22 protein-coding genes and 1 pseudogene are annotated in these 22698 nt (G+C 34.0%); 17 read left to right on the forward strand and 6 right to left on the reverse strand.

Going from position 1 to position 22698, the window contains the following annotated elements; all coding sequences use genetic code 11:
- The first annotated feature begins 6 nt into the window (after positions 1-6).
- Positions 7-813, forward strand: a complete 807-nt coding sequence (locus BC6307_RS11395; RefSeq protein ID WP_066410908.1) for an Fpg/Nei family DNA glycosylase — start codon at positions 7-9, stop codon at positions 811-813.
- Positions 814-864: 51 nt separating this feature from the next.
- On the opposite strand, the gene BC6307_RS25070 is transcribed toward BC6307_RS11395, so the two are convergent.
- Complete coding sequence (locus BC6307_RS25070) at positions 865-1005, reverse strand: hypothetical protein (protein WP_169714883.1); 141 nt, start codon at positions 1003-1005, stop codon at positions 865-867.
- Positions 1006-1070: 65 nt separating this feature from the next.
- On the reverse strand, positions 1071-2312 hold the full coding sequence (locus BC6307_RS11400) for an MFS transporter (RefSeq protein ID WP_066410909.1): 1242 nt from the start codon (positions 2310-2312) through the stop codon (positions 1071-1073).
- Positions 2313-2461: 149 nt separating this feature from the next.
- Between BC6307_RS11400 and ltaE the strand changes: the two are divergent.
- Positions 2462-3488 (forward strand): annotated as a pseudogene (gene ltaE / locus BC6307_RS11405) (low-specificity L-threonine aldolase).
- A 100-nt stretch (positions 3489-3588) separates the two neighbouring features.
- Entirely contained in the window at positions 3589-4419 is an 831-nt protein-coding gene (locus tag BC6307_RS11410) for a deoxyribonuclease IV (RefSeq protein ID WP_084380077.1), read from the forward strand.
- On the opposite strand, the gene BC6307_RS11415 is transcribed toward BC6307_RS11410, so the two are convergent.
- Complete coding sequence (locus BC6307_RS11415) at positions 4416-5207, reverse strand: hypothetical protein (RefSeq protein WP_066410912.1); 792 nt, start codon at positions 5205-5207, stop codon at positions 4416-4418. The genes BC6307_RS11410 and BC6307_RS11415 overlap by 4 nt on opposite strands.
- A 296-nt stretch (positions 5208-5503) precedes the next feature.
- Between BC6307_RS11415 and BC6307_RS11420 the strand changes: the two genes are divergently transcribed.
- Positions 5504-5668, forward strand: a complete 165-nt coding sequence (locus BC6307_RS11420; RefSeq protein ID WP_084380079.1) for a YozQ family protein — start codon at positions 5504-5506, stop codon at positions 5666-5668.
- 135 nt (positions 5669-5803) lie between these two features.
- Here BC6307_RS11420 and BC6307_RS11425 read toward each other — a convergent pair whose 3' ends face one another.
- Positions 5804-6310, reverse strand: coding sequence for a spore coat protein (locus tag BC6307_RS11425; protein ID WP_084380081.1), 507 nt, complete (start codon positions 6308-6310; stop codon positions 5804-5806).
- Positions 6311-6321: 11 nt separating this feature from the next.
- A complete protein-coding gene (locus tag BC6307_RS11430) occupies positions 6322-6537 on the reverse strand; it encodes a hypothetical protein (protein WP_066410914.1) in 216 nt (71 codons plus the stop codon).
- A gap of 218 nt (positions 6538-6755) precedes the next feature.
- On the opposite strand from BC6307_RS11430, the gene BC6307_RS11435 reads away from it, so the two are divergent.
- From BC6307_RS11435 to BC6307_RS11450, 4 genes are all read left to right on the forward strand, one after another.
- Complete coding sequence (locus BC6307_RS11435; protein ID WP_066410916.1) at positions 6756-7583, forward strand: manganese catalase; 828 nt, start codon at positions 6756-6758, stop codon at positions 7581-7583.
- A 163-nt stretch (positions 7584-7746) separates the two neighbouring features.
- Positions 7747-8700: a Gfo/Idh/MocA family protein gene (locus BC6307_RS11440; protein WP_084380083.1), complete on the forward strand. Its 954-nt coding sequence runs from the start codon at positions 7747-7749 to the stop codon at positions 8698-8700.
- Between the two features lie 101 nt (positions 8701-8801).
- Positions 8802-9785, forward strand: coding sequence for a CAP domain-containing protein (locus BC6307_RS11445; protein ID WP_235858027.1), 984 nt, complete (start codon positions 8802-8804; stop codon positions 9783-9785).
- Positions 9786-9921: 136 nt separating this feature from the next.
- A complete protein-coding gene (locus tag BC6307_RS11450) occupies positions 9922-12165 on the forward strand; it encodes an AAA domain-containing protein (protein ID WP_066410919.1) in 2244 nt (747 codons plus the stop codon).
- A 97-nt stretch (positions 12166-12262) separates the two neighbouring features.
- Here the strand turns inward: BC6307_RS11450 and BC6307_RS11455 are convergent, their stop codons facing one another.
- Positions 12263-12808: a hypothetical protein gene (locus BC6307_RS11455; protein WP_066410920.1), complete on the reverse strand. Its 546-nt coding sequence runs from the start codon at positions 12806-12808 to the stop codon at positions 12263-12265.
- Between the two features lie 83 nt (positions 12809-12891).
- Between BC6307_RS11455 and BC6307_RS11460 the strand changes: the two genes are divergently transcribed.
- From BC6307_RS11460 to BC6307_RS11500, 9 genes are all read left to right on the forward strand, one after another.
- Positions 12892-13806 (forward strand): phosphatidate cytidylyltransferase, encoded by a 915-nt coding sequence (locus BC6307_RS11460; protein ID WP_066410921.1) that lies wholly within the window; start codon positions 12892-12894, stop codon positions 13804-13806.
- 100 nt (positions 13807-13906) lie between these two features.
- Positions 13907-14368, forward strand: a complete 462-nt coding sequence (locus tag BC6307_RS11465; protein WP_066410922.1) for an SRPBCC family protein — start codon at positions 13907-13909, stop codon at positions 14366-14368.
- 111 nt (positions 14369-14479) lie between these two features.
- On the forward strand, positions 14480-15688 hold the full coding sequence (locus tag BC6307_RS11470; protein WP_066410924.1) for an alanyl-tRNA editing protein: 1209 nt from the start codon (positions 14480-14482) through the stop codon (positions 15686-15688).
- A gap of 71 nt (positions 15689-15759) precedes the next feature.
- Positions 15760-16536: a VOC family protein gene (locus BC6307_RS11475; RefSeq protein ID WP_066410925.1), complete on the forward strand. Its 777-nt coding sequence runs from the start codon at positions 15760-15762 to the stop codon at positions 16534-16536.
- Between the two features lie 53 nt (positions 16537-16589).
- The gene (locus BC6307_RS11480; protein WP_066410927.1) at positions 16590-19160 is read left to right on the forward strand and encodes a helicase-related protein; all 2571 of its coding nucleotides are present in this window, start codon (positions 16590-16592) and stop codon (positions 19158-19160) included.
- Between the two features lie 126 nt (positions 19161-19286).
- The gene (locus tag BC6307_RS11485) at positions 19287-19745 is read left to right on the forward strand and encodes a threonine/serine exporter family protein (RefSeq protein ID WP_066410928.1); all 459 of its coding nucleotides are present in this window, start codon (positions 19287-19289) and stop codon (positions 19743-19745) included.
- A gap of 35 nt (positions 19746-19780) precedes the next feature.
- Positions 19781-20548 carry a threonine/serine exporter family protein gene (locus tag BC6307_RS11490; RefSeq protein ID WP_066410930.1) on the forward strand — a complete coding sequence of 256 codons (768 nt, stop codon included), beginning with the start codon at positions 19781-19783 and terminating at the stop codon, positions 20546-20548.
- 243 nt (positions 20549-20791) lie between these two features.
- Positions 20792-21637 (forward strand): D-amino-acid transaminase, encoded by an 846-nt coding sequence (dat, locus tag BC6307_RS11495; protein WP_066410931.1) that lies wholly within the window; start codon positions 20792-20794, stop codon positions 21635-21637.
- A 2-nt stretch (positions 21638-21639) separates the two neighbouring features.
- The gene (locus BC6307_RS11500; protein ID WP_066410932.1) at positions 21640-22695 is read left to right on the forward strand and encodes a DmpA family aminopeptidase; all 1056 of its coding nucleotides are present in this window, start codon (positions 21640-21642) and stop codon (positions 22693-22695) included.
- Positions 22696-22698 lie beyond the last annotated feature (3 nt).

Below are 22698 nucleotides of genomic sequence, written 5' to 3' on the forward strand. Positions count from 1 at the left end.
ATTATCATGCCAGAAATGCCAGAAATGGAAACGTACAGGCGACTGTTATCTACGAGTGTAAATAACTTACCAATTACAGATGTCGTCATTAACCGCGAAAAGTCTATTAATGTACCTGTTGTCACCTTTCGTAACGAGTTAATAGGGAGAAAAATTATAAATATTAGAAGGAGAGCGAAGTATTTATTATTCGATCTTGATTCCGGAGACTCCTTATTATTACATTTAATGCTAGGTGGATGGATGTACATAGGTGGGGAAGACGATACACCTGATCGAACGAAACAAATAATAATAACTTTTAACTCGAAGCAGCTACAGTTCATAGGATTACGTTTAGGCTTTTTACATCTACTTAAAAAAGAAGCTTTAAATAAAAAATTAGAAAATCTAGGACCGGAATTAAACGAATTAAGTTTAGAAAAATGGGTATCTCTACTTCAAAAAAGAAGAGGTAAAATAAAAACAACGTTAATCAATCAGGAAGTAGTTGCAGGAATTGGTAATTTGTATTCAGATGAAATTTGTTACGAGGCAAAAGTACACCCTGAACAAACTTCATTAACTGTAGAACAATTAAGTAATCTTTATCACGCAATGGTAAATGTAATGAAAGAAGCAATTCATTACGGTGGATATATGGATAATCCTTTATATAAGGAGGACAATCTAGTAGGATCATTTTATGAGAGAAGGAAAGTATATGATCGTGAAGGAGAAAAGTGTAAAAGATGTAATAGTATTATACAAAAAATAAAGATATCTAGTCGTAAATCGTACATATGTCCACATTGCCAAATTGTTAGTGCTTAAAAGTAAATAACATGAAATAAGAGCTAGCAATATCGCTAGCTCTTGTTTATTTTACATTTCTTTTTTCTGATCTTTATTATCTTTCGTAAAGTATTTTCTCTTTGCATTAGTAAATATATTTTTGTATGTAAAGCCTAGGAAAAGAATACCTAATAAGGAGCACGCGTAACGAATAATAGACATTATATCCACTTTTACCACTCTCCTAACAACCTGTTAGGAACATTTTTGCCACTTATTAAAGTAATATATACATATTAATGATGAATTTCCTTCACTTTCTCATCGGAAGGTAGAAAGAATGTCAATAGCCCGATAAATGGTAAACAGGCAGCAAATATTATAGTGTTTGTTAAACCTATTAAATCAGCAAGCCAACCAAGTGCGACAGAACCAACAGCCCCCATCCCAAAAGCTAAACCTACAATTAGACCAGATACTGTACCTATTTTTCCTGGGACTAACTCTTGAGCATATACTACAGTTACAGAGAAACTTGATAAAATGATGAACCCGATAATTCCAATTAATATATAAGCTGTAAACGGACCAACAAACGGTAATAGTAATGCTAGTGGTGCAGAACCTAACATTGATAGTAATATAATATTCCTTTTCCCATATCGATCCGCGAGGGGACCTCCGAAAAAAGTACCTACTGCTCCAGTCGCTAAAAAGATAAAAATATAAATTTGTGCCTCTGTTATCGTTAAACCATATTCGTTTATAATATAAAACGCATAAAAGCTCGTAATACCTGCATGGAACCATGAACGTGCAAATACAAGAAAAATTAATAAACAGATAGAAAATACGATTATTTTCTTATGCTTCTTATTTGTTTCGGTATTATTACTATGAGATTTCTTCTTTATAGATACTGTTCTAACATTTTTAATTTCATTACTATACCACTTAGCAATATAAAGTAAGAGAATAATAGCCAAACCTGCAACTACTGTAAAGGAAAGAGCTCCTCTTTGACCGAAAGGGATTAAAATAATTGCGGCTATTAGTGGAGCAAGTGCTTGACCTGAGTTTCCTCCAACTTGGTATATAGATTGAGCTAATCCTCTTTTATTCCCTGCCGCCATGTACGCAACACGGGATCCTTCAGGATGAAAAGTAGCGGAGCCAATTCCTATTAGTAAGACCGAAACAATAATTAACCAATAAGAGTTTGCTAGGGCAATACCTACAATACCAATGAATGAAAAACAAAGGCCAATCGGCAAAGCGTAAGGGGATGGTCGCTTATCCGTATACATACCTACTAATGGTTGCATAAGGGATGATGTAAAATTAAGCGCAAAACCAATTAGCCCAATTTGCGTAAATGTTAGTCCCATACTTCCTTGTAGTATAGGAAACATAGCGGGAACAACAGATTGTAAAGCGTCATTTAACAAATGAACAAAACCAATTACGAAAAGAATAGGATAAACTGTTGTTTTTTCCTCATTCGTTAAAGGCATTGATAACTTTTTCGCTTCTTGCATAAATATCCGCTCCTTTATGTATCTAGAGATATGATATCATGACAATATTTAGAAATGAATAAAAAAATTTCGATTTGCTAAATATTTTATACTGTTCTTTTTCATATTGTTTTATAATAAAAGAAATATAAGTAAAAGGAGTAATCCCATTGATTGATTTAAGAAGTGATACAGTAACAAAACCTACTGAAGAAATGAGACGTGCCGCATATGAAGCGGAGGTAGGTGACGATGTTTATCGTGAAGACCCTACAGTAAACGTACTAGAAGAAAAAGCCGCAGAAATTTTAGGAAAAGAATCAGCATTATTTGTAACGAGCGGTACACAAGGTAACCAGATTGCTGTTTTAACACATTGTCGACCTGGGAATGAGATATTATTAGAATCTGAATCTCATATTTTTTACTACGAATCTGGTGCTGTCGCTGCTTTTGCAGGAGTTCAAACAAGAACTATAAATGGAGTAAAAGGTCGAATGGATCCTTTACAAATAGAGTCTTGCAATTAGAGGGGAGGATCAACATTTTCCAGAAACCGGATTGATATGTCTTGAAAACACTCATAATCGTGCTGGAGGAGCAGTTGTCCCTTATGAAAACATGAAAGATGTCTATGAACTTTCAAGAAAATATAATGTTCCTGTACACGTTGATGGCGCTAGACTTTTCAACGCAGCTGTAAGTAGTAACTGTTCCGTTCAGCAATTTACACAATATAGTGATACTGTTCAAATTTGTCTCTCTAAAGGATTAGGTGCGCCAGTCGGCTCTATTCTTGCAGGTTCAAAAAGTTATATCGAAAAGGCGAGGAAATGGAGAAAAAGATTAGGTGGTGGACTACGCCAAGCAGGTATTCTCGCAGCACCTGGTATCATTGCATTAACGAAAATGACAGAAAGACTAGCAGAAGATCATGAAAACGCAACAAGATTGGCTAGCAGTCTTCAGGAAATTAATTCCATTGAAGTCGTAAATGACGTTGATACTAATATTATAGTTGTGGATGTAAAAAATACTGGATACTCATCCGAACAGTTTGTTCATTTATTAGAAAAAAACGGTGTTCGTGCAGTGACTTTCGGCCCTACGACAGTTCGATTTACAACCCATTACGACGTCTCTACTAACGATATTGACAGAGCAATTCATATTATTCATTCCATTATTAAGCACTAAGAGTATAACTCTTAGTGCTTTTTTTACGCTTACACTTAGCCGAATCAAGGAAGCACCAGGCGGGAATCCTAAAAAGACTAACATAAGGAGAGGGATCACTTTGATATTTGGTTGCCACGTTAGTATCCGAAATGGATACTATGCCGCTGCAAAAACAGCGAAACAATATAACGCTAGTGCTTTTCAATTTTTCCCGAAAAATCCACGAAGTTTAAAAATAAAAAAATGGGACCGAAATGATACAAAATTGTGTAAAGACTTTTGTACAGAAAATGGGATTCTCTCCATCGCCCACAGCCCATACCCGACAAACCTCATACCGGAAAATGAAGTTATGTTAAAAGCAAATGTGGATTCCATTATAAATGACCTAGAAATTATCGAGGAATGTGGTTCTATTGGACTTGTCGTTCACTTTGGTGTTTATAAAGGAAATAATGTACTACACGGTTATGAAAAAATGATACATACATTAAATGAAGTTTTATCGAGGTGGAATGGAAAAAGTTTGTTGTTAATAGAAAATAACGCAGGAAAAGGTGGAGGTATGGGAACAACAATAGAAGAGCTCGTTCAAATCCGAAATCTTGTAGACTACCCTGAAAAAATCGGCTTTTGTTTGGATAGTTGTCACGCTTTTGCTAGCGGAATGTGGTCGGGTGATAATTGGGAAGAGGTAGAGATAAAAGGAAAGGAATTAGGCTATTTTCAACATGTAAAAGCAGTTCATTTGAATAACTCAAAATACAAAACAGGTTCAATGAAGGATCGTCATGCAAATATCAGTAATGGACAAATAACGATTGAGCAAATGAAACGTTTTATTTTATCTCATTCATTAAAAGACCTTCCAATGATCTTAGAAACACCATCATCGGAAGGTATAACGCATAAAGAAGAAATAAATTATTTAATACAACAGTTTAACTAGATTGAATTTTTCTTTTGTTTATCTTCTTTTCCTTTTCCTTTTCCTTGTTTTACTTGCAAACGATGTACTACATTTGGTTTTGTAACGACAATTTCTTTAATATATTGAATGGTATGCTTATACTGAAACATTAAAGAATCTAAAACTGTTTCTATTTTTTCTACAATAGATGTTTTGATTCCATCTAATTGATTTAATATTTTTCGATTTGTAACTTCTTGTTTATCAAAACGTTCTATTATTGACTTATGAAACATTTCTTGAATTTCTAATTTATCATTCATTTTTTCCAATAATTCATCTTGATTCTCTAATTGATTTTGCAATGTTTGTTGGGTGGAATGATATTCGTCAATTCTTTTTACTAGCTTTTGCGTTAGTTGTTCTAGAAAAGCAAGCTGTTCAACAGAAGCCTCGTTTAATAGTTGCTCATCATCTATCATTTTTTCTATTTTAGTACTTAATGATTCTAAATGTTGTAACCGATTCATTATCTCGTTGTGATTGATATCGTTTCGTTTTACTTCTTTAACAATTTCATTCGTAGTATGTTCTTGTTCAGATAGTTTCGTTGTTAATTCATTTAACGATTTAAATTGTTCAACTTTATGATTTTGGAGATCAATTGTCATTGATTGTACATTTTTTAAAAAGTTGCCGTTCATTTCTTTTTGCTCATTTAACAATTGCTGTAAATAATTCATCCGGTATTGTTCTTGCTGATGTTGTTTTATACTATCTACATACAACTTAGGCTTTCTATTAGTTGATTGTCTCGAAGACTGCATTTAATATACACTCCTTTTACACGATAAGAAGGAAAGAGACAGGATAAGGAAATGCATGAATCAGGAGCAATAGCTGCTGATTGTTAGTAAAGCCTTATACAGGGATAAATTATTATATGATTCGCATTCGTTTTTGTTAAAGTACTTAATGATACATATTAATTTACATGAATGTCCCATACCACTCCATCTACAATAATTTTCGGGCGCTTGTTAGCAATGTCGTATAACTATAAAGAGAGAAAGTTATGTAACAAAAAGAAAAAAGGGCATACTAACATTGGAGGTGATGACCGATGGAAAATAAAGATAAAAGCACTGATATAGCTGGTAGAACATATGATGTTAAAGACTATAATCGCAGTGATGAACTTTCTTCTGGCTTAGCAGAGACTCACGAGCAAGTTAGCGATAGTTATATGGCTGGTGAAACATTTCAAGAGCCTAAAAATAAAAAATAAATAAACCTATACTTATGTTTCAATTATAAAGATTGAGAATAAATGATGAAATGAATAAGAGGAAGCACTTTCGCTTCCTCTTTATATTGTAAAAGGGGGTGCTTGCATGGAGTTTTTAGTTAATGGAGGGAGGGATTATAAAACGCCAACTCTAATAATTAATGCTACTAAAATCTGTAACAATAGTTGAATGTTAATGACTAAATCAGTATCTGCAGTTCGTACACTTACATTTTTAGAATTTCTAATAAGAGTTTGTTGTTTATTCACTTGAACCGTTTTAGATTTTTGTACTAATTCCTGCGAGATTCTTTGTGCTTCCGTGCTATCTGCAATAGAAAGGTTTAACACTAAATCAATTGCTGCTTGAATTGCTGCTTGAAGGGATACTGCTGCTTTCGTATCAATTGTAATAACATCAATGTCGCAAGAATCCTCAATAATAATTTGCTCATAGGACTCTTGAATTACTTTATTTTCTTGAACAGATTGTTGAACATCATCTTTACATAATGGATGACGTGCTCTATCATCTAAAGCACTCCATCTTTTAGTGTGATGACGTCGGTCACATCCTGTATCAAATATACTTGCTTGATGACGACGGTCACACCCTGAATCAAATAACCATGGACTACCCATTTAAATTCCTCCTATTTATTTTTTTCCTCTTTTTTATACTCGCGCTGGAGTCTTTCTGCTGTTGCTTGTAAATCTTTCACTAATTTTCTTAGGTGTTGTTTTTGACTAGCGCTGAGACTGTTTTTATCTAGTTTTACATTGTGCTTGCGAAGAATATTGTCAACTAATAAGTTAGCGCTAGATTCTGCAACTTTGTTCATTTCATTTTGGAAGTCTCTTTTACTCAAACCTATTCACCTCCATTAACTAGTTTCAATAGTATTCTATGTGTATTTCTCCCAACTGCTTGGACTAATTTACTGATGAATCTATCTATTTTTTTATAATTAATGAAAAATGGAGATATATGTACTAGAGATAGTAGCGTAAAAAATATTCTTATTTAAGTAACCCTTACCTAACCCTTCACATATATTGGGCATGAAGTACGTTTGGAGGGATGACTATGTTTTATCATGTAAAAGAACTACAATATCGAGCGAAACCAGAAAGACCCGATCCAGTCTACGCCAAAAAGTTACAAGAAATATTAGGTGGACAATTTGGAGAAATTTCAGTTGCAATGCAATATTTGTTTCAAGGTTGGAATACTTCAAGAGGTTTAGAAAAATACCGTGACTTATTAATGGACACTGGCACTGAAGAGTTAGCACATATTGAAATGTTAAGTACGATGATTGCTAGACTATTGGATAAAGCACCTGTAAAAGATCAAGAACACGCAGCTAAAAATCCAGTAATTGAAGCAATCATGGGAGGAATGAACCCTCAACATGCCATTGTGTCTGGATTAGGAGCTATGCCGGTAAATAGCGTTGGCGTGCCTTGGAATGCAGGGTATATTGTTGCAAGTGGAAATCTTTTAGCTGACTTTCGTGCAAATTTAAATGCGGAATCTCAAGGTAGGCTACAAGCGGTTCGACTTTATGAAATGACAGAAGACCGTGGTGTGAAAGATATGTTATCGTGGTTAATCGCACGTGATACAGCCCATCAAAACCAGTGGATGGCTGCCATTGCCGAATTAGAAGCACAAGAAGGAAGAGTAGTGCCTAACACTTTCCCACGAGAACTTCAAAAACAAGAAGTGGCCTATGCGTTTATGAACCTTTCAGCTGGAGAGGAAAGTAGTACTGGTAGATGGGCATCTGGAAAAAGTATGGACAGTATGGGTGTATTCCAATATGTTCAACACCCGGTGCCATTTGCGAAAAAACCAACTATTCCACCTGCGCCACCAAGCCTGCATAATACACCACCAATGTTGAAATAAACTCTCACATAAGATGTGGACCATAGTCAATAACATAATATTACGAGGTATAAGAGAGGGAGGCATTTTGTTTACTCCCTTTTTTTATGGAAAGATAATTTTTTTAAAATGATTATGTTATACTATTTTTTATTTATAAAATATTTCAAAAAAAGGGGATAGTATGATGAAGAAGATTGGCATTATTGGACTTGGAGTAATCGGCCAAAGACTTATTAAGCAATTTCAAGAAAGTAATGAAATCGAAATTTACGCAATATGTGATACAAACGAACAGTTAGTTTTAGAAACGGCAAAACAATTAGCAAATGTACATAGCTACACTGATTATAAATTATTAATACAACTTCCAGAAATAGATTTAATATATATTGCAGTTCCACCTTCACTACATAATGAAATTTCAATCTATGCAATACAACACAGTAAGCATATTTTATGCGAAAAACCACTTGCTAATTCATTAGAAGAAGCGGAAGAAATGAAAGAGAAAGCTAAACAATCCGGTATCATCCATGCTATTCATTTCCCCCTTGCCTATAGTTTTCCGTTTTGGGAGCTGAAAAAAATGTTAAACGACGGGATGTTAGGGGAAGTGAAAAGAGCTACCTTAAAAATGCATTTTCATGAATGGCCAAGACCTTGGCAAAAAACAAATTGGATTGGTAAAAAATTTCAAGGTGGCTTTATTAGAGAAATAATGCCACATTATTTACAAATGTTAATTCATTTATTTGGTAACGATGCAAAAGTAACTTACGCTGAAATAGATTATCCAAATGATGAAGTCAGTAGTGAAACGAGTGTTGTTGCTACGCTTCAATGGAAAAATGGGTTTAAATTAGTGGTAGACGGTTATGTAGGAAGCGCTGAAGAGGAACACTTACAATTTGTAATACATGGAACGGAAGCATCTGTATCTCTTGAAAATTGGAGAGAGTTTAAAAAGGCTAATAAAGGTGGTGCTTTCCAAAAAGTGAACGAAGGTGCTCCATTATCATTAATAAGTGAACTAAATAAAGAGTTAAACGGAGAAAATGGATTTATTATCAACTTTGAAGAAGGCTATTATGTACAAAAGCTACTAGAAGGGATTTTACATTTTAACCAAAAATAACGGTACTCCTCCCATTTTTCGCGGAAATTACCAACTATAGTTTCAAATGAAAAAAGAAACGATATAAAGGTAATATCCTAATAAAAAAGGAGGAGACTTAAGTGAATATTAAAAATATTTTTATTGGTAGTGCATTATTATTGGCACTAACAGGATGTAATATGGGTGCTCAAGATGGTGCCCAAGGATATGGAAACGGTACTACTGGTGTAACATATGATGGTGGGCCATTAGGGCAAAACGCCAATCAAATGGGAACTTTACGACATGGTGCGGACCGAAACAATACTAACTTAACGAACCGATTAACTGGAACGAACGATAATTTAGGGGATATTACAAACGTAACGCATCGAAATCAGACTCGAAATAATGAACCAACTGGTGATGAAGTTTTAAGAGTAAAACAGGGTTATATTACAATTGATCCAAACGCATATATGACTACAACACCTAGTAGTAAATTCCCTCATAGTGAACAAATTAGACGTGGTGAATTTAAAGTATATCGTTTTGGAAAACAAGGTGGGCAAGGTGGCGGACAAGCTGCTGCACCAAATCAGGGACAAGGACAAGCTCAACAAACACCTGGCCAACAGCAAGCACCTGAACAAGCTACTCCAGTTCCTCCAACAAGTGACAGAGAACAACAAGAACAGCAAGGGCAACAACAGCAACAACAACCGACAGAACAAGCAAATCAAGGAATTAGCGACGTAGAACAACGAGTAATTGAATTAACAAATGCAGAGAGACGAAAAAATGGATTATCAGATTTAAAAGCAGATGCATCAATAAGTAATGTTGCACGTCAAAAATCAGTTGATATGCAACAAAATAATTACTTCTCACATACAAGTCCTACTTATGGATCTCCGTTTGACATGATGAGAGATTTCGGAATTAGTTATAATACTGCTGGTGAAAACATCGCCATGGGACAACGTACACCTGAAGAAGTAGTAAATGCTTGGATGAATAGTGAAGGGCATAGAAAGAATATCTTAAGTCCTAATTTCACACATATCGGTGTAGGTTATACAGAAAATGGACATTATTGGACACAAATGTTTGTCGGAAGATAAATCGCGTTAGAAACCTTCTAAAATTAGAAGGTTTCTCTTATTTACACTTGTTGAAAAATTTTTTCTTTTTTCAATAAAAAAAACACATGCTATAGTTGATATTGCAATTAATGATTAGTATTAAAGGAAGAGCTAAATGACAAGTACACACTCTTACATTAAACAATGGCAAAAAGCTTTACAAATAGAAGTACAGCATTTAAAAAAGTGGGGAAGTACAAAGTATCAAATAATAAATGGGCATTATATGTTTGAGGAAAATAATAGGTATCACTATTACTTCGAAACGATTCAGTCACTTAAAATCCCCAATGGTTCCATCGTTAAGTTTCAATGGGGGAAACTAGAAGTAGAGGGTAGAATCATTTCTTCCGAACAGAATAGCGTCATTATAACAGTAGAAAAGTTTATAGGTGACTTAATTCAGGATGCTTTTCTATCGTATGACCCGTGGGAGCTACTAGTCCAATTAATAGATCGTTTGGAGGAAAGTAAAGATAGCAAAAAGAAGCGCAGTAGAATAAAAAGATTAATGAATCCTACAAATTCTTTTGTTCCTTCTCCAGTAAAGGCTAAGTCGAACGTAGAAGAAGTATTTTTACGATCTAAATTTAATCCAATCACTTTCGTGTGGGGACCACCTGGAACTGGTAAGACATATACGTTAGCTAGAGTTGCTGCGAATTTATTATTAAAGAATAAAAGCGTCCTTATCCTTTCTCATAGTAATCAAGCTGTTGATGTATTGCTCGGAGAAACATCTTCTTTTTTAAAAAAGAAGAACATGTTTCGAGAAGGATTATTAATTCGGTACGGCTCCCCTAGTAGTGAATTTAAAGTACTTTATGAAGATTTAACTACAGAACAATTAATAATGAAAGAAGATCCAACAATAATAGAAGAAAAAACACAATTACTACTCGAAAGAAGGTTATTAAAAGAAGATATTAATAAGTCGTTTAGTAAACGTGACTCAGAAGAATTAATACGAATTGAAAAAAGGCTCTCATCCGTTATTGAAAAAATACGCCAAAAAGAATTAAAAGTAATAAAAAAGTGCGGGGTAATTGGAACTACTTTAGCAAAAGCTGCAACTGACCCAGTTATTTTTGAATATGAATTTGATTATATCATTATTGATGAGGCTAGTATGGCATACATACCACAAATAGGATTTGCAGCGACATTAGGAAAGAAATTAATCATTTGTGGGGATTTCAAGCAATTAGCTCCTATCGCTCAAGGAAGACATGAGCTAGTAGATAAATGGCTTAAAAATGATATTTTCAATAGTACTGGAGTTATACAACCATTAGAGGAAGGGAAGCTCCATCCTCATTTATTCCTACTAAAAGAACAACGCCGAATGCATGCGGAAATCTCGGCTTTTACGAACAAAAATGTTTATCATTCTTTAGTAGAGGATTACGATAAAGTAAGTATCCTACGTCAAGACATTACTAGGAAAGCACCTTTCCCAAATAAAGCTTCTGTTTTACTTGATACATCCTATACAGGTGCTCATTGTATTAAGGAACCTAATTCCCATTCAAGAGCAAATCCGTGGCAATTGTTGCTTTCTTTTCAATTAATTCACGAAGCATACATGAATGGAAACCGTTCCATCGGCTATACAACACCTTATCGTGCTCAAGCTCAATTTATGGAAGAACTTATAAACGATCTTTATAGTGAAGAAAAAGATAAAGCAGATATTATTGCTGCAACCGTTCATCGCTTTCAAGGTAGTGAAAGAGATGTAATGATTTTCGATACAGTGGACAGTGCACCAGAAAATTATGTTGGGAAGTTACTTACTGGCCAAGGAAGTGAACGACTCTTAAATGTTGCGATAACTAGAACGAAGGGGAAGTTTATTCATGTTAGCGACACAGACTTTATGAAAAAACGTACTTCCCAATCGAAATTAATTAGAAAATTACTTGATCATCAATTACAACGTAACACACATATTTCTCATGATAAAATTGGTACTTGGATTAAACATCATCATAAAAATATAAAATGGATGCATGCAAAGAAAACAGAACAAGTCTTTTTTGATATCGAACATGCTAAAAATATAATAATGGCGATTCCAGACATAGAGAATTTACCTACAGAATGGATAAATGCATTAAACAGTAGAGCGAAAAATACGGAATTAACTATTTTATCGCCTGCTAGAAATAGCCTACTTAAACATGCTCATTACACTAGCTATTCCTTTCCGTTTCCTTTTATTTTAATTGACAACCGCTACTTTTGGTTAGGTGTGCCATTTGAAGTAACAAAAAATAGCCTTCCTCCTTATGTTGCTGTTCGTCTTGATTCAACAAAGTTTGCTTATAAATGGAAAGCATACTTACCTAATAGTTAAATGGTTATATTGAAGAGGTTAGGACACAACTATTTTTATCATGGTTAATTAGTTTTGCCTAAGCCTCTCGTTTTTACGTTTTGAAAGGACAATCGTACTATTTTTTAGTTCTAATTGGGTCGTATTCAAATAACTTCCCTTCGTAAATTAAAGTTAGCTTCTCACTTTGACGAAAGTCATCAGGAGTTACTAAAGAAGGGAGCTTATCCCAAAGCCGTATGCCAGACCTACTTAATAAATCAGAAACGAACTGCGAGCAAAAGTAGGAGGCATTAAGTTCCACAGGCTCTTTTATAGACACCCCAATAACACCTAAAAGATTATAAAACAGTCGTTTTTCGTTCTTTTTAAACACTTCTAGTATTCTTTTCATTTTATTATATTCTCGCTCCGTAACTTTCAGTTCATAAATAGCACAAGTCGTTTCAGGATATTTGCTATACGTTCCTTGATTTATATCTTCTTTTACGAATCCCCCATAAAAGGGATTAGATGCTTTTTTTCGGCCAAAACTATATAGTTCTTCTAGCCCTACATCAAAAGAAATGGATGCGTGATTATACGGGGCTTTCGTATAAGTTTTTATCGATTTCGTAAACAGCGTTCCTGTATCAGTTAGTAATATATACACTTTTTTACTCATGGCTTATACCTCAAAATCTATAATTCTTATTGACCATTATTCTAGGAAAAAGACATAATGGTAATAGCAGGGGGGAATTGACAATGAACAATACATTTGTCACGTTATTAATTATTACGATATGCTTAGCAGTCTTTCATCTTTCTTTTATTATATTAAAAAGAGTACAGAAGGATAAAGACTTTTCTGATTTATCTGTTCGTATAAAAACTTGGTGGGGAATGGTTGCTGTATTTACAGTTGCAACACTTTTTAGTCCAAATATTTCTTTAGTAGCACTATTTATCCTTTGTTTTTTTTCTTTAAAAGACTATTTTTCTATGATGAAAACGAGAAAAGTAGATAGGCAACTTTTCCTATGGGCTTATTTATCGATCCCTTTACAATTTTATTGGATATATATCGGTTGGTATGGAATGTTTATTGTTTTTATTCCCGTTTATGTATTTTTATTTTTACCATTAGCTCGAATTATCGGTAATGGGACAGTTGGTTTTCTTCGCTCTGTTAGCTCTACTCAATGGGGGTTAATGCTCATGGTATTTGGATTAAGCCATTTAGCTTATTTCCAAATTGCCACACCAGAATATGGCGCAAATTTAGTGTTATTCCTCGTTGTTTTAACACAGCTACACGATTTAATACAGTATGTTGTTTCTATTTACATAGGAAAGAAAAAAGTCGCCCCTAGTGCGAATCCGAATATTACATGGGAAGGATTTATTGTTGCAACGTTTGTCACGACCGGTATTTCTTATAATATTTTTGAATATTTAACCCCACTGACACCATTATTCGGTATAATCTCTGGCTTATTAATTAGTATTGCATGTTTCGGTGGCAGTTTAACGATTTCTTTCCTAAAGCGAGACTTATTAATTGGAGATGAAGTGAAAAAAGCCGCTTTAAAGAAAAGCTATTTAAACCGAGTCGATAGTTTAGCTTATTCTGCACCTATTTTTTTCCACGTAATTCGATATTATTTTGATTTTATGTAAAAGCTCTATAGATTATTGAAACTAGTAGGCATGATTAATAAATTGGTTGAATACAATTAGAAAAAATCCTCTCTTCAAAAGAGAATTGGAGGTATTTATTTTGCCGTCTAGTGTACATAAAGTAAACTTACCATTGTCGAACGAACATTTATGGGAATTTGTAAGTAAAATGAACAATTGGGCACCACTAGTTCCAGGATATATGGAACATGAAATTTTAAATGACAGAGAAAGCACTTGGAAGTTTAAAACAGACGTCGGTTTGTTAAAAAAGAAAATTCATTTAAAAGTAGATATACTAGAATGGAAAGAACCAACAAAAGTTACTTTTAATTTAACAGGGATAAATGAAAAGTTTTTTGGAGATGGGTACTTTGAAGCAAAACGCATTTCCAATAATGAAACCGAAATGATTGGCTGTTTAACGATAGAGGCTGAAGGTACAATGGGCAAAATGGTTAATTCTATTTTAAAAAACAGTTTACCTGATTTAACATTAGAATTAACAAATGCTGTAGCTAATAAAATATTAGAAATAAATGAAGTAACTACTAATAAATAACGTTTCGATTAAGAGAAAACTCGCCAGTTGGTGGGTTTTCTTTTTCTTTACGTTAAATAATGATAATATTTATTTAAATATGAATTTATAAGTTTAAAGGGGAAGGGTATATTGAATAAGCTGTATTATATCGACCAATATAAACAATCATTTTCTACTAGAGTTATAAAGCAGGTCAGTGAAAACGACAAGGAAACATATGTCGTATTAGAAGAAACCGCCTTTTATCCTACTGGTGGTGGACAACCTAACGACATTGGGTATATACAAAATGTTCCTATTATCAATGTTGAGATAATAGACAATGAAATACGTCATTATTTGAAAGAGCCTTTAAAAGATGAGATCGTTCAGGCACAAATTGATTGGGAGAGAAGATGGGACCATATGCAACAGCATAGTGGACAACATATCCTTTCTGCTGCATTCGCTCAACTTTTTCAATACGAAACGGTTAGCTTTCACTTAGGCCAGGAAACTTGCACGATTGATATTCAAACAGAAAGTGTCACCAATGAAGAGCTTTTCCAAGCGGAAACTTTAGCAAACGAAATAATTTTAGCTAATAAACCTATTTCAACCAAATGGATTACAGCTAGTGAAGTTGAGTTATATCCGCTACGCAAAAAACCTTCTGTTCAGGAAAACATTCGTTTAGTTATTATACCCGATTTTGACTACAACGCTTGCGGAGGTACACATCCAGCGACTACTAGTGAAGTTGGCATGATTAAAATATTACATACTGAGAAACAAAAAAAGAATGTTAGAATTACGTTTATTTGTGGTGAAAGAGTCAGAAAACAGTTTCACCTTAAACATGAAACGATTTCTTCTTTAAGTCAACTGTTAAATGCTCCAGAAACTCGAATTATCGATAGTGCATCTCAGCTATTAACAAAATTAAAAGAGTCAGAGAAAGAAATAGAAAGATTAAAGGAAGAAATAATTGCATATGAAGTGGAGCGTTTAATAGACATTCGTGCATATGTAGGTCCATTTCATACTATTAGTTCAGTTCTCCCTAACCTTAGTATGAAGGAGTTACAAAAACTTGCGAAAATTTTGTTACAGAAAAGCACAAATACTATCGTTATACTTGTTTCATCAATAGAGGATAAGTTACAAATTGTTTGCGGTCGCACCGAAGAACCGCAACATAAAATGAATCAACTGCTTTCAACCGTTCTTCCTTTAATATCTGGTAAAGGGGGAGGAAGTGAAGCGTTTGCTCAAGGTGGTGGAGATTTAAGTTATTCACCTGATGAAATTATGACCAAACTACTAAATGAACTGAATATATCGATAGGCACTAAGTGAACTACACTTTAATACTAAAAGGCACATAACACATGGTTATGTGCTTATTAATATAGAATGGAGGATTTTAGATGGAAATACAATTTGACCACATTGTTCATTACTGTTCTTCACCAGAACGTGTAATGGACCAATTTATAGATAATGGATTAAAAGCAGTAGAAGGTGGCGTACACGCTAACTGGGGAACTTATAACTGTTTATGTTTTTTTAACAACTTGTCATATATTGAATGGATTGGTATTAATGATGTTCAACAATCAAAGGAAACCGAAAACCCACTAATAAAACAGTTAAAGCAAGAAGGTTTCGTACAATTAGCTTTTAGAACAGAGAATATGAATCTTTTAGCTAAAAACTTAAAAGAAAAAGGATATCAACTGTTAGGCCCACTTCCAGGGAGTAGAAAGAAAAATGATGGTTCGGAATTAAAATGGTCTATGTTATTTATAGTAGACGATCATCACAATTCTTTACCATACCCTTTTTTTATACAGTGGGAAGAATCTTTTCTCCAGAGGAAAGAAACGTTGAAAAATATAATAAATGAAGGGGAAATTAGCTACATAAATATAAATGGTCCCGACGTATACGAGCTTGCAACTACTTGGGCAAAATTGTTTGGCCTTCAAGAACCACTACGAAAAAGCTCGAACAAAGGAAATTCTGTAAGCTACCATCTATCGTTCAAAAACTGCACAATCAATTTTTTCCCTGCTACAAATGCACACACGCAAATTCATGAATGTGGAATTAACGTTAATAACGGACTAGCGACTATTGGTCGTTCGTTAATACTTGAAAATGGTCATTATTCATTTATAAAAAAAAGTATCTCACTTTCATAATTTTAAAATAATCGTTAAACAATAGAAGTAAATGGTGCAAAAAAGGAGAACCAATGAGCAAATTTCAATATGTATATGAACAATCAGTTGAACAAACAAAAGCTAAAATTATAGAAGATTTAATAAAGTATTTTGAACAAAAAGAAGAGCTTCCTACATATGAACAATATGTTAAAGATCGACACCATTATATTGATCAAATATGGGTTAATGTATGGCTCAATAAGGTTACGAATGATATTCCGAGGAAAGAAAAGAAACTGTTTTTAAAAGACAGAGATTATGAAGTGGAAGAAGTTGATCGAAAAATAATAAACAGATTGTTTCGAAATGAAGTTAGAGATTACGAACCATTCCGAGTTTTAGAATGGATAGAGGCTGAATTTGGGAAAGACGAAGAGCATTGGAAACAATTATACGAAAATGCAAGAACAACTTTTTTACAAAAGGAAAATGAGAAAAAATTACAAGTGAAAAAAGATGAGGTCTGGAATCAACTACAACAACAAACTTTAAAAATCATTGAACATGAAAAAGATAATTACTATATATATGTTAGAAATTTTTTAGCCAGTGAAATAAGTAATGATTTTAATTCGAAAGTGAAATATAAATCAGTAGAAACGTATCGTCTAGAAGAAATTTTAATTGAAGATGGAGTTTTTGAATTTAAAGATTATCGAACAGTTGGAGAATTTTTTGCAGAACTAACAGGAAATGTTCATTATACGGAGCATTGGAGCGACGTAGCTTTTGAATATGAAACCTATTATTTTTTATACGAAAGAAGGCTATATAAGTTTTTACAAAAATTTATTTCAACACAGTTAGTGGAAGAAATAGATACGGAGACAAAAGTACAATATAAAGACCTTTTTCAGAAAAATTTATCATCGAGAGAAATTCAGAAAAATGTTAATCATTATTTAGAGTTGCTAATTCACGAGTATATGGAAGAAATCGTTACAGAGTATATCGATCATCTCCTTTTATTAAATGAAATGACGTTTGATTTAAGTGAGCATAAAAAACTTTATCACCAACAAGTAAAGGAACGAGCAATAAGAAAGGAAGAAGAGTTAGCAGAAGAGAGAAGAAAAAAAGAAGAAGAAGAGAGAATGCTTCATGACATTTTCGGTAGAGAATATGAGGCGTCTATCAATAAAGGAATGAAATATGTTCTACATATTGGGGAAACGAATACAGGAAAAACGTATCATGCTTTGCAACGAATGGAACAAGCGGAATCAGGTCTCTATTTAGCACCACTACGTTTATTAGCCCTTGAAGTATTCGACACGCTAAATAATAGAGGCATTCCTTGTTCTCTTAAAACCGGAGAAGAAGAAAGAGTAATAGCCGAAGCAATGCACGTGTCCTGCACTGTAGAAATGTTTCATGAAAAGGATTTTTATGAAGTGATTGTTATTGATGAAGCTCAAATGTTGGCGGATCGAGATAGAGGATATTCCTGGTATAAAGCGATTACGAAGGCAAGGGCAAAAGAAATACACATAATTGGAAGTAATAATATTAAGAGCATGCTTCTTCAATTATTAGACGGTGCACAGGTGGAATTAAATGAATATAAACGAGATATTCCACTTCAAGTGGAAGAAAAAGAATTTAAGTTAACACATGCAAAAAAAGCAGATGCGATTGTTTGCTTTTCAAGAAGACGAGTATTGGAAACGGCCTCTATCCTACAAAATAACGGTCATTCTGTAAGCATGATTTATGGAAGTATGCCACCAGAAACAAGAAAAAAACAAATACAAAGATTTTTAAAAGGAGAGACGACCATTATTGTAGCTACTGATGCTATTGGAATGGGATTGAACTTACCAATTAGAAGAGTCGTTTTCCTAGAAACAGAAAAATTTGATGGTATTAGGCGTAGACGGTTAACATCCCAAGAGGTAAAACAAATTGCTGGTAGAGCAGGACGAAAAGGAATTTACAATGTTGGAAAAGTTGCTTTTACTCAATATGTAAGGGAAATGGCCACGCTTTTAGAAAAAGAAGATGAGCATGTCCAAACGTTTGCTATAGCACCAACAGCTACTATTTTGGAGCGTTTCCAAAAGTACTCTCGAAAATTAGAGCTCTTTTTTACACTATGGGAGAAGTTCGAAAGCCCCCCTGGTACAACGAAGGCTAGTTTACAGGAAGAACAATATCTTTATGAAACGGTGAAAGATACGATAATTGAAGCTCGTATTCCGTTGCAAGAATTATACCATTTCTTACATTTACCTTTTGCAACAAGAGAGCAAGTATTAGTGGAACAATGGTATTCAACGATGTTATGTATTGCAGAAGGACAAGAATTGCCAGAACCTGTTTTAAAAAATGACAGTTTAGAAAATATCGAGTTAACATATAAGGCTATAGGATTACATTTACTATTTCTCTATCGCCTTGATAAAAGGACAGAAGCACTCTATTGGGAACGAATTAGAGAAACATACAGTGACCAAGCACATGAACGATTGAATTCAGATGTTCAATTAATGAAGAAAAGATGTAAAATTTGCAAGAAAACGTTGGATCCTTCCTATAAATATGAAGTTTGTGATGGCTGTCATTATTCGAGGCTAAGAAAAAAACATAAAAATTATTAGTAAAACATATGTAATCTATATAGAAACTCGCAAATGGGCGAGTTTTTCTTTATTTCTATATGGAAATGGGTTTGTGAATGTTGTAACATTACTAATTAGATAAATTGAAAGAGGTACACATTTATTATGATTAGTTATTATCTATCTCAATTATTATTTAGCTTTATAGCTTCAGCAAGCTTTGGCATTATATTTAACGCACCCCGACAGTCACTAATAAAATGTGGTATTGCAGGCATGATCGGTTGGATTTCCTATGTACTATTAGAAGATCTAAATGTTGACACTGTAATGGCATCCTTTGTGGGGGCATTTTTTGTTGCTCTTGTTGGACACATTATGGCTAAAGTAAATAGAATGCCGATGATTATTTTTAGTGTAGCTGGTATTATCCCTTTAGTTCCAGGTGGCTTAGCCTATAATTCAATGCGACACGTAGCGCAAAATGATTATTTAGGAGCTATTCCTCTAGCTGCAAAAGCATTCGCTATTTCAGGAGCAATAGCGATGGGCTTAGTATTTGCTGAAGTTTTAGTGCAGCTATTTTTAAATATCGTAAAAAAGTTAAAGGGTGTTAACAATTAGTATATTAGAAGGATATAGAAATGGAGTAATAAAAAATGGTAAAAGGAAATGAACAAGTAAAACATAATGAACTTGTCTTGAAAACTTGTTTATTGGCAGGCAAAATAATGATGCAAAGTGGTGCTGAGACGTACCGAGTGGAAGATACGATTAGTAGAATGGCATTAGCATGTGATTATCCTGATACGCATAGTTATTCTACACCTACAGGAATTATTGTATCGTTAGAAGGAGAGAATCCGACTAGACTAGTCAGAATTAATACACGCTCAACCGATTTAGAAAAAGTTGCTAGAGTAAATCAAATATCTCGCCAATTAACGAGCGGAGATATTACTATCTCTGATGCATTTCAAAGGTTAAAATCATTAGAGAAAGAAAATCTTTCCTTCCCAATTTTTGTACAAATTTTAGCAGCTGCAATAGCGAGCGCATCCTTTCTTATTATGTTTAAAGGAACTTGGCTTGACTTTTTCCCAGCCTTTTTTATTGGAGGTTTTGGGTTTACAAGTTTTTATTTCATCGATCACTTTACTAAAGTAAAGTTTTTTGCGGAATTTATGGCCTCCTTTATTATCGGTCTTCTTTCATTTTTTATTGTTCAATTTGAAATTGGACATGAAATCGATAAAATAATTATTGGCTCTGTTATGCCACTAGTACCAGGGCTATTAATAACTAATGCTGTAAGAGACTTAATGGTTGGCCATTTTGTATCAGGTCTTTCTAAAGGAGCAGAAGCGCTTCTCACTGCCTTTGCAATTGGAGCTGGTGTCGCTATTGTATTCGCGTTCACTATGTAAATATTTTGATATATAGACACACCGAAGAGTATTCGGTGTGTTTTCTATATAAGAGAAACATAATTTGAAATTTTTAAAAATAATGGATTGAAGGTTAGCACTAATTGTGCTATTCTTGTCGGCAACAAGGTACATAATGTGCGCTATAACAGGATATAAGTGACAAGAATCATAAAAAATTATACGCCTTAATACTAATGGCATTTCAAGGTGAAAAACTACTATTTTTAGGAGTGGATATTAATGAAGGTACTATTTAACAGTGAGATTTTGGAAAAGTCAGAAGTTACGATAGATATGGAAGATAGGGGCTATCAATTTGGAGATGGTGTTTATGAAGTAGTTAACGTATACAACGGGATAGCTTTTACACTAGTGGAACATGTAGATCGTTTATATAGAAGTGCTGAAGAAATTCGTCTTAACATACCAATAGAAAGAGAAGAAGTAAAACAATTAATAGTACGCTTAATAAACGAAAACAGCGTAAAGAACGGAAGTATTTATTTACAAATAACACGTGGCGTTGCACCGAGAAAACATCAGTATGATTCCAAAATAAAACCTTTATTAATTGCGTATCCATTACCATTTTCCGATGTATCCGATGTACAGCAACAAGGGGTTAAAGCAATAACAGCGGAAGATTTACGCTGGCTTCGATGCGACATTAAAAGCTTAAATCTCCTTTATAACATTATGATAAAGCAGGAAGCACATGAACAAGGTGCATATGAGGCTATTCTACTTAGAGATGGCCAAGTAACTGAAGGTTCTTCTTCTAACATATTCATCGTTAAGGACGATACTATTTATACTCATCCTGCGAATAATTATATTTTGAACGGAATTACTCGAATAAAATTATTGCAATTGTTCCATCAAAAAGAATGGAAAATAAAAGAACAGCCTGTTTCAAAGCAATTTTTATTGAATGCAGACGAAGTATTTTTAACATCAACGACTAATGAAGTTGTACCAATTACAATGATAGATGAAGTTAAGATAAACGACGGGAAACCTGGTTCATTTACGAGGAAGATACAACAGGCTTTCACTGAACTAGTTAAAGAAGAAATTAGGGGATAATGATGAACCGACAAAAAATTCGTGAACTTGGTGTTAAAATCGGAGCGTTACCAACAGGGGAAAAGAATTGTATTACAGATGTAAGAAGTGTTTTAGTAGGTCATTCAACAATAAAAGAAAAGTTAGCTGGAACGGATTATGCTTGCACAGGCGTAACTGCAATATTGCCACATGAAGGGAATATTTTTCAACAAAAAGTAATTGCAAACAGTTACACCATTAACGGCTTTGGAAAAACAACTGGCCTAGTACAAGTAGAAGAATTGGGACAATTAGAGTCTCCAATCATGCTAACAAATACGTTTAGTGTCCCAGCAGTGGCAGAAGGAACGTTACATTATTTACTCCGTGAAAATAGTGATATTGGGGACACTACCGGAACTGTCAATATTGTAGTTGGGGAATGTAATGATAGCTATTTAAACTCTATTCGTCAATTAAACGTAACAAAAGAACATGCTATTCAAGCTATCCGAAACGCTTCTCAAGATCGTGTAGAAGAAGGCGCAGTTGGTGGAGGAACAGGAATGGTTTGTTTTGGATTTAAAGGTGGAATTGGTAGTTCTTCGAGGATTGTTAGCTCAAATGAAAAGTGTTATACACTTGGTTGCTTAGTTCAAGCTAATTTCGGTAAAAAAGAGGAGTTTCCTTATTTACGTTACGGGTTAAAGAATTTAGAGAATAACTCTACAGCTTCCAAACAACCACCTGGTTCTATTATTATCGTTATTGCAACGGATGCACCACTTGATGCTCGACAGTTAAAAAGAATAGCTAAAAGAGCATCAGTTGGCCTTAGTCGGGTAGGCAGCAATATACACAATGGAAGTGGGGACATTGTCATTGCATTTTCCAACGCACAAACAATACCACATAATTCTTCAGACGTTTTGGAAACACTAACTTTTTTAAGAGATGATTCGGAGTGTATGAACCTTTTATTTCAAGCGGCCGCAGAAGCTACAGAAGAGGCCATACTAAATGCACTAACAAAGGCAACGACAACAAAGGGGAGGAACGGAAGAAAGGTCGAACAATTACCATACAATTTCAAATAAATG

This window comes from Sutcliffiella cohnii (assembly GCF_002250055.1).
In the GTDB taxonomy this organism is placed as follows: domain Bacteria; phylum Bacillota; class Bacilli; order Bacillales; family Bacillaceae_I; genus Sutcliffiella; species Sutcliffiella cohnii.